The sequence below is a fragment of the Streptomyces sp. NPDC090025 genome (assembly GCF_044748125.1).
Taxonomy (GTDB): domain Bacteria; phylum Actinomycetota; class Actinomycetes; order Streptomycetales; family Streptomycetaceae; genus Streptomyces.
In genome coordinates this window covers 1-13,424 of sequence record NZ_JBIVFL010000015.1, presented here as the reverse complement: position 1 = coordinate 13,424, position 13,424 = coordinate 1, and the positions used below count along the sequence as shown (strand labels likewise).

Here is a 13,424-nt window from a genome sequence, read left to right as displayed (position 1 = left end):
CGGTCACCGAGAACTCAGCCGCGGGCCCGGTACAGGTCCCTGAGCAGGGCGATCTCCGCGCCGTGTGCGAGCAGCTCCTGGTTCATCCACCACACCGTCTCCACCATCGGGTCCTCGGGATCACTGCCGTGCGGGTACGAGCTGTACCCCACCGTGTCCAGGTCCGCGTCGGTCAACGTGCCCAGCATCGCGTGCCAGCCCGCCATCGCCCGCTCGAAGTCGGCGACCGCCGTCGCCGCGTCACCGCGGCTGACGAAGTCGTCCCGGGTCAGCGTCCGGCCGCCCGCCGTGTGGTCGGTGCGCAGCATGAACATCTCGGCGAGGTGGCTCACCCGCCAGGCCAGCGTGGTGAACGGCGCGGGCTCCGGATGCGGCGGCGGCGTCGCGTCCCGGCCCCAGGCACCCGCGCCGACCAGCACCGTGGCCCGGTCACCCGGTCCGTCCGCGTGCCGCCGCACCGACCAGCACCCGGCCACCGGCTCCCACCGGTACTCCTCGTCCGTCAGCGGCCCGACCGGCACGTCCGTCCCGTTGCCGCTGTCCATCACCGGACCGCGGAGCCGGGCAAGCAGCCGGTCCCTGGCGAACTCGAACTGCGCGAGGAGGGGGACGAGACGGGGCGGGGTCACGATGATCGCTCCAGGGCGTGGGAGGGGCGGGAGAGGGGTACGGCGACGGCGGGCCGCGGCCGCCCCGCACCCTGCCACACCGGATCCGCCCCGACCACGGGTTTTCGCCCGGCGGTGGGCGCCGCCCGGAGCGTTTCGGCGCTATCCGGCGTACGCCCCGCTCAGCCACTCAAGCCCGGCCCGCGCCGTGAACTCCGCCTGCCCGCCCCGGAACAGCAGGTCAGCCCCGCCGAACGCCGGATCGTCGGCCGTGCCCGGCACGTACGGGAGCGCGACGCAGCGCATGCCCGCCGCGCGCGCCGCCGCCGCGCCCGGGGGCGCGTCCTCCAGGACCACGCACCGCTCCGGCGGGATCCCGCCGAGCCTGCGGGCCGCCTCCAGGAAAACGTCCGGCTCCGGCTTGCCGCGCGCCACCTCCTCCGCCGAGACGAGCGTCGTCAGCCAGGCGTCCAGGCCGGTCCCCGCGAGCACCGCCTCGATGGCCGCCCGGGACGAACCCGAGGCCACCGCCATCGGCACCCCGGCCGCGTACAGCCGCGCCACGAACGTCCGCATCTCCGGGAAGACCGGGGTGGAAGCCCGCGCCAGCTCCAGGTAGTGCCGGTTGGTGGCATCGAGGAGTTCGCCGACCGGCGCGGTGATGCCGAACCGCTCGGCCAGCAGCTCCAGGGACTCCTGGGTGCCGATGCCGATGAACCGGCTGTGCTCGGCCCAGTCGTAGTCCGCCCGCGTCACGCCGTACGGGCCGAGGGCGCGCAGCGTGGCCTCGTGGTAGTTGGGCTCGCTGTCCACCAGCGTGCCGTCGAGATCGAACACGACGGCGAAGCGCGGGCCGTCCGGGGCGCCGTCCAGGGGGGTGCGGAAGTCCATGCGGCAAGCCTCGCAGAGCGCGGGGCCGCGGCCGAGGGCCGTTCGGCCCGATCCCGGCCCGATCCCGGCCAGGCCCGGCCGGGCCCGGACCCCACCTCGGGCCCGCCCGCGGTCTTCAGGGGCGGCCGCCGCTACGCCGTACCCCGCCCCACCGCCTCCACCAGCGGCAGCAGCCGGTGCGGCACCCGCTCGCGCAGCGCCAGCTCGGTGCGGGTGCGGACCACCCCGGGCAGCTGGATGAGGTGCTGGATCACGTCCTCCAGGTGCCCGGCGTCGCGCGCCACCACCCGGGTGAGCAGATCGCCGCCGCCGGTGATGGAGAACGCCTCCACGATCTCCGGGACGGCCGCGAGCGCGTCCCCGACCTCGTCCAGGTGCCCCTGGGTGACCTCGATGCGCACGAACGCGAGCACCGGGTGCCCGAGCGCGGCGGGGGACAGCACCGGACCCGTCGCGGTGATCACGCCGTCGCGCTCCAGCCGGTCGATCCGGGCCTGCACGGTGCCCCGGGCGACGCCGAGGATCCGCGCGTACTCGCGCACGCTGGTGCGCGGCTGTTCGATGAGCAACCGCAGGACGCGGGTGTCGAGCTCGTCCACCGCCATGGTCCGTTGGCCTCCCTGTGGCCGAGTGCGTGAGCCTTCGACTGTACCAATGGCCCAGTCATTCACTCGCCTGTTGAGCCACTGGGCCGATGAATGCTTTCCTCTGGGGGAAAGACTTGGACAGGATGGCGCCGCGCACGCGCCGGACCGGCGAGGTGGCCGGACCCGGACCGCGGCGCCATCGTCATGTCCGGACGGCGACGACAGTGACGAAGAGGGTGTGTGTACGGCAGCGGGGGCGGGGACACCGTCGAGAACAGCACCAGGAACGACCGGCGGACCACGGCACCGGTGCGCCGGGCCCTGACGGCGGGCGGCGGGCTGCTGCGCCGGATGTGCGTGGCCCCCGACCCGGGCAAGGTCCGGCTGCGGATCGCGAGCCGCGCCGTCCTCGGCATCGGCCTCGCCGTCACCGCCGCCGAACTGGCCGGGCTCTCCCTCACCGCCTCCATCACCGCCGGGCTCGCCGCGCTGCTCGCCCTGTTCACCGTCGGCGACCCGACCGTGCGCCGCCAGGCCGTCACCACCGCCCTGCTGCCGCTGGCCGGGTTCCCCGTGCTCGCCCTCGCGACCGTGCTGCACGGCCTGCCGCAGCTGCGCGACCTCGCCTGGCTCGTCGTCGTCTTCGCCGGGGTGTACGCCCGCCGCTGGGGACCGCGCGGCCACGCCCTCGGCATCTTCGCCTTCATGCAGTTCTTCGTCACCCAGTTCCTGCACGCCGTCCCCGCCCAGCTGCCCGAGCTGTTCGGCGCGGTGCTGCTCGCGCTCGGCGCCGCCGGTCTCGTCCGGTTCGGCTTCTGGTGCGTCGAGCGCCGCGTACCACCGCCCGCCGCTCCGGCGCCACTGCCCGGCACCGGCCTCGACCGGCCCACCACCCGGCAGGCCGTGCAGGCCACCGTCGCCTGCGCGGTCGCCCTCGCGGCCGGCCAGTTCCTGTCCGAGGACCGCTGGTACTGGGCCGTCGGCACCGCCTGGTGGATCTTCGTCAACACCGCCTCGCGCGGCGAGACCCTGGTCCGCGGCTTCCGCCGGGTCCTCGGCACCGTCGTCGGCATCGCCGCGGGCCTGCTGATCGCGCTGCCCCTCGGCGGCGCCCCCGCGCCCACCGCCGCCCTCGTCGCCGTCTGCGTCTTCGGCATCTTCTACACCGCCCCGCTGTCCTACAGCTGGATGATGTTCTTCGTGACCGTCATGGCGGGCCTCCTGTACGGGCTGCTCGGCGTCCTGCACCCCGGGCTCCTGGTCCTCCGCTTCGAGGAGACGGCGGTCGGCGCGCTCGGCGCGGCCGTCGGCGTCGCCCTCCTCCCGGTCACCACCCACGCGGCCACCAACGCCTGGATCCAGCGCGCCGTCGGCTGCGTCCACGCCTGCACCACCGCCGCCGCCCGGCGGCTCGCCGGCGACCCGCACGCCGACCCGGCGGCCCACGCCACCGAGCTCGACCTGCTGCTCGGCCGGGCCCGGCTCACCCTGGCCCCGCTGGTCCACCCGCTGAGCCCGCTGCGCGCCCGCAAGGCCAGGGCCCGCCACGTCCTCGACCTGCTCGACGCCTGCGCCCGCGAGACCCGCGGCCTCGCCGCCGTCGCCGCCGACCCGGACGCCTCCCACGACGCCCGGCTCGCCGCCGCCGCCCGCCGGGTCGAGGCCGCCGTGCACGCCCTGGTCGAACCGGCCGCGCCGAAGCGCGCCGAGCGGGCCGCCCCGGCCGGACTCCCGGCCCACCACCCCGGCGCCGAGGCCGCGCTCGGCCATCTGCACGCCCTGGAACACGCGCTCACCGCGCTGGCCACCCCGCTGCGCACCGCCCCGCGCTCCCCGCTGGTCCCGGCCGCCTGACCCCGTCCGGTTCCCCCGTCCGACTCCCCGGGCCGATTCCGCCCGGCTGGTCTAGACCGCCTGCTAACGTCAGCCCGAACGACGGCCGGTCCACGGCCGGAGCAGCGGATCCGCGGACTTCGGCGGATCCGGGGACCAGGGGAGGCGCCGTGAGCGGCACACAGACGGGACAGGGCGGCGCCGGGCGCCGTACCAGGGCGTTCATCGGATCGTTCACCTCGGCCGGCGGGCCTGGCGTGCTCGCCGCCGACTGGGACCCGCGGACCGGGGCGCTGACCGTCACCGGCGCCAGCGACGCCGTCCCCGACCCGTCGTTCCTCGCGCTCGACGGCGACACCCTCTACGCCGTCTCCGAGACCGACCACGGCGCCGCCGCGGCCTTCGACATCACCGGCCCCGCCCCCCGGCCGCTCGCCCCTGCCGTCCCGGTGGACGCCAAGGGCCCCACCCACCTCGCCGTCACCCCCGGCCACGTGGTCACCGCCAACTACACCTCCGGCAGCGTCAGCGCCCTGCCCAGGAACGCCGACGGCACCCTCGGCCCGGTCTCCGGACAGACCGCCCACCAGGGCTCGGGGCCGGTCACGTCGCGCCAGGCGGGCCCGCACGCCCACCAGGTGCTGCCCGACCCCACCGGACGCTGGCTGCTCGCCGTCGACCTCGGTACGGACTCCGTCGAGATCAGCGCCCTCGACCCGGCCACCGGCGGACTCCGCCCGCACGGCAGCGCCGCGCTGCGCCCCGGCACCGGGCCGCGCCACCTGGTCTTCCACCCGGCGGGCAGCCACGCCTACGTCCTGAACGAGCTGGTGCCCACCGTCACCGTCTGCCGCTGGGACGCCGAGGCGGGCGTGCTCACCCCGCTCGGCGAGACCCCGGTGGTCCAGGATGTCGCCGAAGGGGCGGCCGGGGACGTCGAAAGCCCCGCCTACCCCTCCGAGGTCGTCGTCGACCCCGAGGGCCGCTTCCTGTGGGCGGCGGTGCGCGGCGCGGACACCCTCGCCGTCCTCGCGCTCGACCCGTCCGGCGACACCGCGCGGCTGGTCGGCTCGGTGCCCTGCGGCGGCCGCTGGCCGCGCGATCTGACCCTGGCCCCGTCCGGCCGCCACCTCTACGCCGCCAACGAGCGCTCCGGCGACATCACCTGGTTCACCGTGGACCCGGAGACCGGACTGCCCGAGCGCGCCGGATCGGTCCCGGCCGCCGCCGCGTCCTGCGTCGTCTTCGGCTGACCGCCCCGCCACACCTCCCGAGCGCGTACGGGAAGGGCCCGCACCGGAATCCTCCGGTGCGGGCCCTTCCCGTCACGGTCACGGTCCTGCGGCGCGGCTCAGAGAGCCGGCGCGCCCTGCTGGGGCGCGATGCCGAGCGCCGACATGTACTGCGAGAGCACCAGCTTGCCGATCGCCGGGTAGGCGCCCAGCGGCTCGGACGCGGCGCAGCCCGCCTCCTTCGCGGCCACCTCGAGCAGGCCCTCGGCCAGCTCGGGACCGATCAGGTACGGGGCGAGCGCGAGCTGCTCCGCACCGGCGCCGCGCAGCTGCTCGGCCACCGCCGCGATCGAACCGTCCTGGTCGAGCGCCGCCGCCATCACCGGCACCGCGAGCCGGGCCGCGAGCAGCATGCCGGTGATCCCGGCGGTCTGCACCGCCTCCTCACCGCCGACGGTGGCCAGGATGATGCCGTCGGCCGCCGTGGCGACGGTGAACAGGCGCGCCCGGTCGGCGCGGGCCAGACCGGCCTCGGAGAGCCGCACGTGCAGGCCCTCGGCGAGCAGCGGGTGCGGACCGAGGACGTCGGTCAGCTCGGCGTTGTTGCCCGCGTCCATCACGGCCTGCCGGATCCGGCGGGTCAGCCCGCTGTCCGGACCGGCGAGCAGCGGCACCACGACCGCGGCGGGTCCCGCGGGGGCGGCGACCTCACGGCCGGCCGCGACCGCGATCTCGTACCGCTCGGCGCGCAGCGCGGTGACCCGGGACAGCACCGTGGTCAGGGTCGGGTACTCGGCGTCGTCGCCGTCCAGGTAGCCGATCGCGGCCTCGAGGCCGGGCAGCTCCGAACGGGCGATGCTCACGACCTCCTCGGCCAGTGAGCGTATGGCGGCCGACGGCACACCGGGGACGGTCAGAACCAGCGCGGGAGCGCCCTCGGGCGCCGCCACGGGTTCGGGGCGACGGTGTCGCCCGGACTGGCGGGGTCGCGGCATTCGTACGGGCAGCCCGGGAGTGGGCCCAGTGGGGGAGCTCATGGCGCCGCATGCTACTGGTTTCACCCGACGGTCGGCTCGCTGAGGTGCGGCTCGGCGACTTCTGCCCCGCTATGTCCGAAGTGGGCAGGAACCGCCGCTTACCTGGTGAGTTGAAGCAGCCGTACGTCCTCCGGCAGCCGCAGCGATCCACCGCCCAGGGCGGCGGCGATGGTCACCGCCCCGGCCAACGGGTCGCCGCCCGCCGGGACCTGACGCACCCCCGGCAGCAGCGCCGCCAGCTCGGCCCGCAACGGACCGAGCAGCGGCTCACCGAGCCGGAACAGCCCGCCCGTGAACGCCACTTCGGTCCCGTCCGCGACCGCGCCTCCCGCGCCCGCACCGCCTGAACCGGCCGCCGCCGTGGCGGCCTCCGCGATATGACGGGCGGCCAGCTCCAGGATCCCGGCCGCGACCGGGTCCCCGGCGGCCGCGCACGCCGCCACGTCCGGGGTGAACGAGGCGAGCACCGCGGGCCGGTCGGTCCGTGGATAGAGCGCGCCCGGCAGCCCGGCCACGGGCCCGAACCGTGCTTCGGCCCGGGCGAGCAGCGCCGCCGAACCACCGCGCCGCCCGTCGTGGGCGCGCAGCGCCGCCTCCAGACCGGCCCGGCCGATCCACGCGCCGCTGCCGCAGTCGCCGAGCAGATGCCCCCAGCCGTCGGCCCGCCGCCAGCCGGACAGATCGGTGCCGAGCGCGATCAGGCCGGTGCCACCGGCCACCACCACACCGGGCCGCTGCCCGAGCGCCCCGGCGTACGCGGTGACCGCGTCGGCCGCGAGCGCGAGCCGCCGGGTCCCCCAGGCGGCGGCGAACGCGTCCGGCAGCTCGGCCCGCAGCCGGTCGCCGAGGGTCGCCATCCCGGCCGCCCCGACGGCGACCGCCACGATCCGGCCGCCACCGGCCCGCCCGGTCATCGCGGCCACGGCGGGCAGCACCAGGTCGAGGAACTGCCCGGCGTCGATACCGCCGGGGCCGGTGCGCACCGGCCCCCGGGACACCACCGTCTCCAGGACCGCGACCCGCACCGCGTCCGCGCCCGCCGCCGGGCCCGTACCGCCTTCGTCGACTCCGGCCCCGGCCCCGGACCCCGTACCGGACCCCGCCTCGGCGAGTGCGATCCGCAGGCCCGAGCCGCCGGAGTCGACCCCGACGACGAACGCGCGCTCCGGGCCGCCGGTCACGGCAGCTGCCAGTCCACCGGCTCGGCGCCAAGACCCTGCAACAGCTCGTTGGTGCGGCTGAACGGGCGGGAGCCGAAGAAGCCCCGGTCCGCCGACATCGGCGAGGGGTGCGAGGACTCGATCGCCGGCAACTGCCCGAGCAGCGGGCGCAGATTGCGCGCGTCCCGCCCCCACAGGATCGACACCAGCGGCTTGCCGCGCGCCGCGAGCGCCCGGATCGCCTGCTCGGTGACCGCCTCCCAGCCCTTGTCCCGGTGCGCCCCCGGCTTGCGGGGAGCGGTGGTGAGCGCCCTGTTGAGGAGCAGCACGCCCTGCCGGGTCCACGGGGTGAGGTCACCGTTCGACGGCCGGGGCAGGCCGAGGTCGGTGTGCATCTCCCAGTGGATGTTGTCCAGGCTCGGCGGCAGCGGACGCACCTCGGGCGCCACCGAGAAGCTCAGGCCCACCGCGTGGCCCGGGGTCGGATAGGGGTCCTGGCCGACGATGAGGACCCGCACCTCGTCGAAGGGCTGCTGGAACGCCCGCAGGACGTTCACCCCCGACGGTACGTAGGTGCGCCCGGCGGCGACCTCCGCGCGGAGGAAGTCGCCCATCGCGGCGATCTGTTCGGCCACCGGCGCGAGCGCGCGCGCCCACCCGGCCTCGACGATTTCGTTCAACGGTCGTGCTGCCACGCCGTCACTCTACTGGCGGACACCGACACCACCGCCCGGCCGGGACCTGCCAGGACTCCGCCCAGGACCCGGTCAGCCGAGCACCGCTCCGGTCTCGGTCAGCCGATCACCGCCGCCCGCACGCAGAGCACGTCCGGCAGATGGTCGGCGATCAGCCGCCAGTTGTCGCCGTCGTCCGCGCTCGCGTACACCTCGCCGTTGCGGTTGCCGAAGTAGACGCCCGCCGGGTCCGCGTCGTCCGTGCACAGCGCGTCGCGCAGCACCGTGCCGTAGTGGTCGCCGTCCGGCAGCCCCGCGCCGAGCGGCTCCCAGGACGCCCCGGCGTCGGTGGTCCGGTAGACCCGGCAGCGGTGTCCGGCCGGGACCCGGTCGGCGTCGGCGTTGATCGGGAACACGTAGGCGGTGTCCGCCCGGTGCGGGTGGGCGGCGACCGCGAAACCGAAGTCGGAGGGCAGCCCGGCGCCGATGTCGGTCCAGCTGCCGCCCGCGTCGTCGCTGCGGAACACGCCCCAGTGGTTCTGCAGATAGAGCCGGTCCGGGTCGACGGCGTCCCGGGCGATCTTGTGCACGCACTGCCCGAACTCCGGGTGGGGATCGGGCAGGAACACCGCCGATACTCCCTCGTTCGAGGGAGCCCAGCTCGCGCCGCCGTCCCGCGAACGGAACACCCCCGCGGTGGACACCGCCACCGTCACCGCGTCCGCGTCCCGCGGATCGGTGACCACCGTGTGCACCGCCTCGCCGCCCCCGCCCGGCACCCAGCGGTCCCGCGTCGGGTGCTCCCACAGCGGACGCACGAGCTCGAAGGACGCGCCGCCGTCGGCGGACCGGAACAGCGCGGCCGGCTCGGTCCCCGCGTACACCACGTCGGGGGAGTGGTCGGGTGCCGGCTGCAACTGCCAGACCCGCTCCAGGGAAGTGCCGGTGTCCTGCGGGAACTTCACGGCGGGCCGGGGCGGCTCGGTCCAGCTGCCGCCGAGGTCGTCGGAGTGGAAGACCGAGGGACCCCAGTGCGCGCTGTCCCCGCCGACCAGGATGCGGGGAGCGGCGCGCCGGGTGTCGATCCCGATCGAGTAGATCGCCTGCGCGTTGAAATGCGGGGGGCCGAACTCCCATCGGCCGTCCCGCCCGCGGCCGATGAAGAGCCCCTTGCGGGTGCCCACGGTCAGTAGCACGTCGGTCATCGCCGACACCTCCAGGACGCCATTGTCTCGGATGCCCGGATCCGGATCCGGGTACGGGAAAAAGTCTGCACCGCACCACTGACAACGGCCCCCGGAGCCGGCCCCGGCCCAGGTCAGAGGCGTGTTGCGGGCCAGTGTCCAGCCCGGCCCCGCCCGCCGCCCCTGCCCCCGGAGGTGCCCTAGATCGCCCAGGCGTACTGCGGCGGGGCGGCCAGCTCCGCGCCGAGCTCGCGGGCGGCCCGGCGCGGCCAGGAGGCGTCGCGGAGCAGCTCGCGGCCGAGCAGCACCGCGTCGGCCTCGCCGTTGGCGACGACCTTCTCGGCCTGCTCGCTCTCGGTGAGCAGCCCCACCGCGCCGACCGCGAGTCCGGTCTCGGCCTTGATCCGGGCCGCGAACGGCACCTGGTAGCCGGGGCCGGTCGGGATCGCGGCCGGACCGCCGTTGCCCCCGGAGGAGACGTCGATCAGATCGACCCCGTGGTCGCGCAGCAGCCCGGCCAGCCGGACCGTCTCGTCGGCGTTCCAGCCCTGGTCGAGCCAGTCGGTCGCGGACACCCGGAAGAACAGCGGCAGTTCCTCGGGCCACACGGCGCGCACGGCGTCGACGACCTCCAGGGCGAACCGGGCGCGGTTCTCGAACGAGCCGCCGTAGGCGTCGGTGCGGTGGTTGCTGTGCGGGGAGAGGAACTCGTGGATCAGATAGCCGTGGGCGCCGTGCACCTCGAGGACCCGGAATCCGGCGGCCAGCGCGCGCCGGGCCGCGTCGGCGAACCGGCCGACGATCTCCTGGATGCCGTCCACGGTCAGCTCGGTCGGCACCGGGTAGCCCTCGCCGAACGGCACCGGGCTCGGTCCGGCCGGCTGCCAGCCGATGCCGGTGGCCGGGTCCACCGGGCCGCGCCCCGCCCAGGGCTGCTGGGTGGACGCCTTGCGCCCGGCGTGCCCGATCTGCAGGCCGGGCACGGTGCCGTGGGCGGTCAGGAACTCGGCGATCCGGCGCAGCCCGGCGATCTGGCCGTCGTCCCACAGGCCGAGGTCGAAGGGGCTGATCCTGCCTTCAGGGGCGACCGCCGTCGCCTCCACCAGGATCAGCCCGGCGCCGCCGGTGGCACGGGAGCCGTAGTGGGCGAAGTGCCAGTCGCCCGCGACACCCGCGCCGGGACCGGTCGGCTCCGCCGAGTACTGGCACATCGGGGACATCCAGACCCGGTTGGGCACGGTGACGGACCGCAGGGTCAGGGGCTCGAACAGGGCGGCGCTCATGACGGGACTCCGTTTCGGCGTGGCAGTCGTGGCGGTGCTGCCTCGGGACGACACTCGTACGATACGCATCGTAGTACGGCGCCTGTCAAACTACGAGGATTCTCGTACAATGAGCTTGTCCCCTTCACCGGAACCCAGGAGCGCAGCCGTGACGACCGCGACCAACCCCCGGGTCCTGGAGCACCCCGAACGCACGGACATCCGCCTCGCCGGCGTCCTCCACGCGCTCTCCGACCCGGTACGCCTGACGATCGTGCGGGAGATGGCACTCGGCGAGGGCGACGACTTCGCCTGCTCCTACTTCGACCTGCCGGTCACCAAGTCGACCACCACCCACCACTTCCGCGTCCTGCGCGAGAGCGGCGTCGTCCGCCAGCTCTACAGCGGCACCACCAAGCTCAACCGGCTGCGCCGCGACGACCTGGACACCCTCTTCCCCGGCCTCCTCGACAGCGTCCTGTCGGCCGCGACGGCGGAGACCGCCCGCGACACGGCCCGCTGAGCCTCCGTCCGGACACACGACTCAGCCGCGCAGCAGCGCCGCCAGTTCCGCGAAGCCGCGCCGCTCCGCGTGCGCCAGGGCCGTGACCCCGTCCCGGTCGGGCAGCTCACGGTCCGCGCCCGCCGCGAGGAGCAGCGCCACCACCTTCTGGTGCGCCCGGCCGCCGTCACCGAGGATGACGGCCTCCAGGAGGGCGGTCCAGCCCAGGTCGTTGACGTGGTCCACGTCGATCGCCGTCTCCTGGAGCACCGCCTGCACATAGGCGACATGGCCGCGCTCGGCCGCCGGGATCACACTGATCCCGCCGAACCGGTTCCGCAGCGTCAGATCGGGCCCCTGCTCCGCCGCGAGCAGCACCCGCATCATCGCCACACTGCCGGTGACCCCGGTCGCCAGCCACGGACTGTCGTGCCGCGCGTCCCGCGCGTTCACGTCGGCGCCCGCCGCCACCAGCTCCCGGGCCGCCGCCACGTGGTCGCCGAGCACCGCGAGCAGCAGCGCGGTCCGCAGCTCCGGGTCCCGCGCCTCGACCCGCGCGCCCCGGTCGAGCGCGTCGCGTACGGCCGCGGCGTCGCCCCGGCGGGCGGCGGCGAGCAGGAGAGGATCGGCGGCGGTGGGCATGTCGGCTCCTTGACGGGTACGGGCGGTGCGGTCGGACGACGGGGCTAACGGTCGGGCGGTACGGACAGGTCGGGCGGTACGGGCGTGGCAGGCGCGCTACCGATGGCACCGCGGTGCCCCGCCCGCGTACCCCCATCCTGCGGGCACCCCCGCCCGCGCGGCGTCCGCCCCGCGGCCCCTCCCACCACGCCGGGCGGCCGACGCCGGGGTCAGCCGATCGGATGACCCGCACGGGCGGCGGCCCGCAGCCCCGCCCAGTCCGGGATCTTCACCGGGCCGCGCCCCAGCGCACGACCGAGCGACGCCTCCGCCCGCTCGATCGACAGCCACCCCGGCCACGCCACCGGCGCGTGACCGAGCGCCCGCAACGCGGCCACCGGGTCCGGCGCGACCCGCCGGGCCGCAAGCGCCGCCGCGTCGGCCAGCAGCGAACCGGTGGTCTCCTTGGCGTCCGGCCGGTTGGTGCCGATCACCCCGGTCGGACCCCGCTTGATCCACCCCGCCACATACTCGCCGGGCGACACCGCACCGTCCCGCAGCACCCGCCCCGCCGCGTGCGGCACCGTGCCGCGCCCCGCGTCGAACGGCAGACCCGGCAGCGGCACCCCCTGATAGCCGACCGCCCGCAGCACGATCCCGGCCGGGATCTCCTCGTACCGCCCGGTGCCCCGCACCCCGCCCGACCCGTCGGGCTCGGTGCGCTCGAAACGGACCGCGGCGACCCGGCCGTCGGCCGTGCCGAGGATCTCCACCGGCCGCAGGAAGAACCGCAGCCGCACCGCGCGCGAGGGCGGCGGCCCGCCGTCGGGCGGCCCGGCCGCCGCCCAGGCGCGGACGACCTCCACATTGCGCCGGCTGACGGCCGGCAGCCCCGCCGGGTCGGCGAACGCCGGGTCGAGGGCCAGGTCCGCCGGGTCGACGACCACCCGGCTGTCCGGCAGACCGCCCAGCTCCCGCAGCTCCTTGGTGGTGAACCGGCCCTGCGCGGGCCCCCGTCGGGCCACCATGTGCACCTCGCGCACCGCGCTCCCGGCCAGCGCCGTCAGCGCGCCCTGCGGGATGTCGGTCGGCCGCAGCTCGTCCGGCCGCCGCGCGAGCAGCCGGGTCACGTCCACCGCCACGTTCCCCGCGCCGATCACCACCGCGCCGGTCCCGTCGAGCGCGAACCCGTTCCGTACCGCGTCCGGATGGGCGCTGTACCAGGCCACGAACTCGGTCGCCGAATGGCTGCCGCGCAGCTCCTCGCCCGGAATGCCGAGCCGCCGGTCACGGGCGGCACCGACGCAGTAGACCACCGCGTGGTACAGCTCAAGGAGCCGCGCCGGGGTGAGCCCCCGCGCGCCGACCTCCACGTCCCCGAGGAACGAGATCCGCTCGTCCTCCAGGACCGTCCGCAGACTGCCCTGGAGCGACTTGATCTTCTCGTGGTCGGGCGCCACGCCGTACCGCACCAGTCCGTACGGGCAGGGCAACCGGTCGAGCACGTCCACCCGGATCCCGGGCACGGTGCTCTGCCCCACCAACGCCTGGGCGGTGTAGACCCCGCTGGGCCCGGAACCGACGACGGCGACACGCAGCACGACGTACCCCTTCCCGCAGGGAGGTCTCCAGGATGGCACCGACCGGCCCGCCGGGGGAGTGGGCGTACGCCACCCGCGCGCGTGCACCCCACCGGGCGGACACCGACCGCGCCCCGGCCCTGCCGTCCCGGCCCGCGCTAGGTTCTGTCGTCAAATGTCACGCCCACATCAGGAGTGATGCGAGGGTGACGGCTGCTTCGTAGGACTGTGCGGTCTTGTCGTAGCGGGTGGC

Annotated in this window: 13 protein-coding genes; 3 read left to right on the top strand and 10 right to left on the bottom strand. The window is 75.7% G+C overall.

What is annotated here, in order from left to right; all coding sequences use genetic code 11:
• Positions 1-14: 14 nt before the first annotated feature.
• The 3 genes from ACIPXM_RS28285 to ACIPXM_RS28275 form a co-directional block, all read right to left on the bottom strand.
• Positions 15-632 (bottom strand): DinB family protein, encoded by a 618-nt coding sequence (locus tag ACIPXM_RS28285; protein WP_401661429.1) that lies wholly within the window; start codon positions 630-632, stop codon positions 15-17.
• A 138-nt stretch (positions 633-770) separates the two neighbouring features.
• Entirely contained in the window at positions 771-1,499 is a 729-nt protein-coding gene (locus ACIPXM_RS28280) for an HAD family hydrolase (protein ID WP_401661002.1), read from the bottom strand.
• A gap of 131 nt (positions 1,500-1,630) precedes the next feature.
• Positions 1,631-2,104 (bottom strand): Lrp/AsnC family transcriptional regulator, encoded by a 474-nt coding sequence (locus ACIPXM_RS28275; protein ID WP_401660999.1) that lies wholly within the window; start codon positions 2,102-2,104, stop codon positions 1,631-1,633.
• Between the two features lie 333 nt (positions 2,105-2,437).
• Between ACIPXM_RS28275 and ACIPXM_RS28270 the strand changes: the two genes are divergently transcribed.
• Entirely contained in the window at positions 2,438-3,940 is a 1,503-nt protein-coding gene (locus ACIPXM_RS28270; RefSeq protein ID WP_401661426.1) for an FUSC family protein, read from the top strand.
• A 149-nt stretch (positions 3,941-4,089) separates the two neighbouring features.
• Positions 4,090-5,172, top strand: a complete 1,083-nt coding sequence (locus ACIPXM_RS28265; protein WP_401660996.1) for a lactonase family protein — start codon at positions 4,090-4,092, stop codon at positions 5,170-5,172.
• Positions 5,173-5,270: 98 nt separating this feature from the next.
• Here ACIPXM_RS28265 and ACIPXM_RS28260 read toward each other — a convergent pair whose 3' ends face one another.
• The 5 genes from ACIPXM_RS28260 to ACIPXM_RS28240 form a co-directional block, all read right to left on the bottom strand.
• Positions 5,271-6,188 carry a hypothetical protein gene (locus tag ACIPXM_RS28260; RefSeq protein WP_401660994.1) on the bottom strand — a complete coding sequence of 306 codons (918 nt, stop codon included), beginning with the start codon at positions 6,186-6,188 and terminating at the stop codon, positions 5,271-5,273.
• Between the two features lie 98 nt (positions 6,189-6,286).
• Positions 6,287-7,369, bottom strand: coding sequence for an N-acetylglucosamine kinase (locus ACIPXM_RS28255; protein ID WP_401660991.1), 1,083 nt, complete (start codon positions 7,367-7,369; stop codon positions 6,287-6,289).
• Entirely contained in the window at positions 7,366-8,043 is a 678-nt protein-coding gene (locus ACIPXM_RS28250) for a uracil-DNA glycosylase (RefSeq protein ID WP_401660989.1), read from the bottom strand. Before ACIPXM_RS28250 ends, ACIPXM_RS28255 begins: the two co-directional genes overlap by 4 nt.
• A 98-nt stretch (positions 8,044-8,141) precedes the next feature.
• Positions 8,142-9,227 (bottom strand): WD40/YVTN/BNR-like repeat-containing protein, encoded by a 1,086-nt coding sequence (locus ACIPXM_RS28245; RefSeq protein WP_401660986.1) that lies wholly within the window; start codon positions 9,225-9,227, stop codon positions 8,142-8,144.
• Positions 9,228-9,406: 179 nt separating this feature from the next.
• Entirely contained in the window at positions 9,407-10,489 is a 1,083-nt protein-coding gene (locus tag ACIPXM_RS28240; protein WP_401660983.1) for an NADH:flavin oxidoreductase/NADH oxidase, read from the bottom strand.
• Between the two features lie 148 nt (positions 10,490-10,637).
• Here ACIPXM_RS28240 and ACIPXM_RS28235 point away from each other — a divergent pair, with 148 nt between their 5' ends.
• On the top strand, positions 10,638-10,991 hold the full coding sequence (locus ACIPXM_RS28235; RefSeq protein ID WP_401660980.1) for an ArsR/SmtB family transcription factor: 354 nt from the start codon (positions 10,638-10,640) through the stop codon (positions 10,989-10,991).
• A 21-nt stretch (positions 10,992-11,012) separates the two neighbouring features.
• On the opposite strand, the gene ACIPXM_RS28230 is transcribed toward ACIPXM_RS28235, so the two are convergent.
• Positions 11,013-11,612, bottom strand: coding sequence for an ankyrin repeat domain-containing protein (locus ACIPXM_RS28230; protein ID WP_401660977.1), 600 nt, complete (start codon positions 11,610-11,612; stop codon positions 11,013-11,015).
• Between the two features lie 209 nt (positions 11,613-11,821).
• Entirely contained in the window at positions 11,822-13,192 is a 1,371-nt protein-coding gene (locus ACIPXM_RS28225; RefSeq protein ID WP_401660975.1) for an FAD-dependent oxidoreductase, read from the bottom strand.
• Positions 13,193-13,424 lie beyond the last annotated feature (232 nt).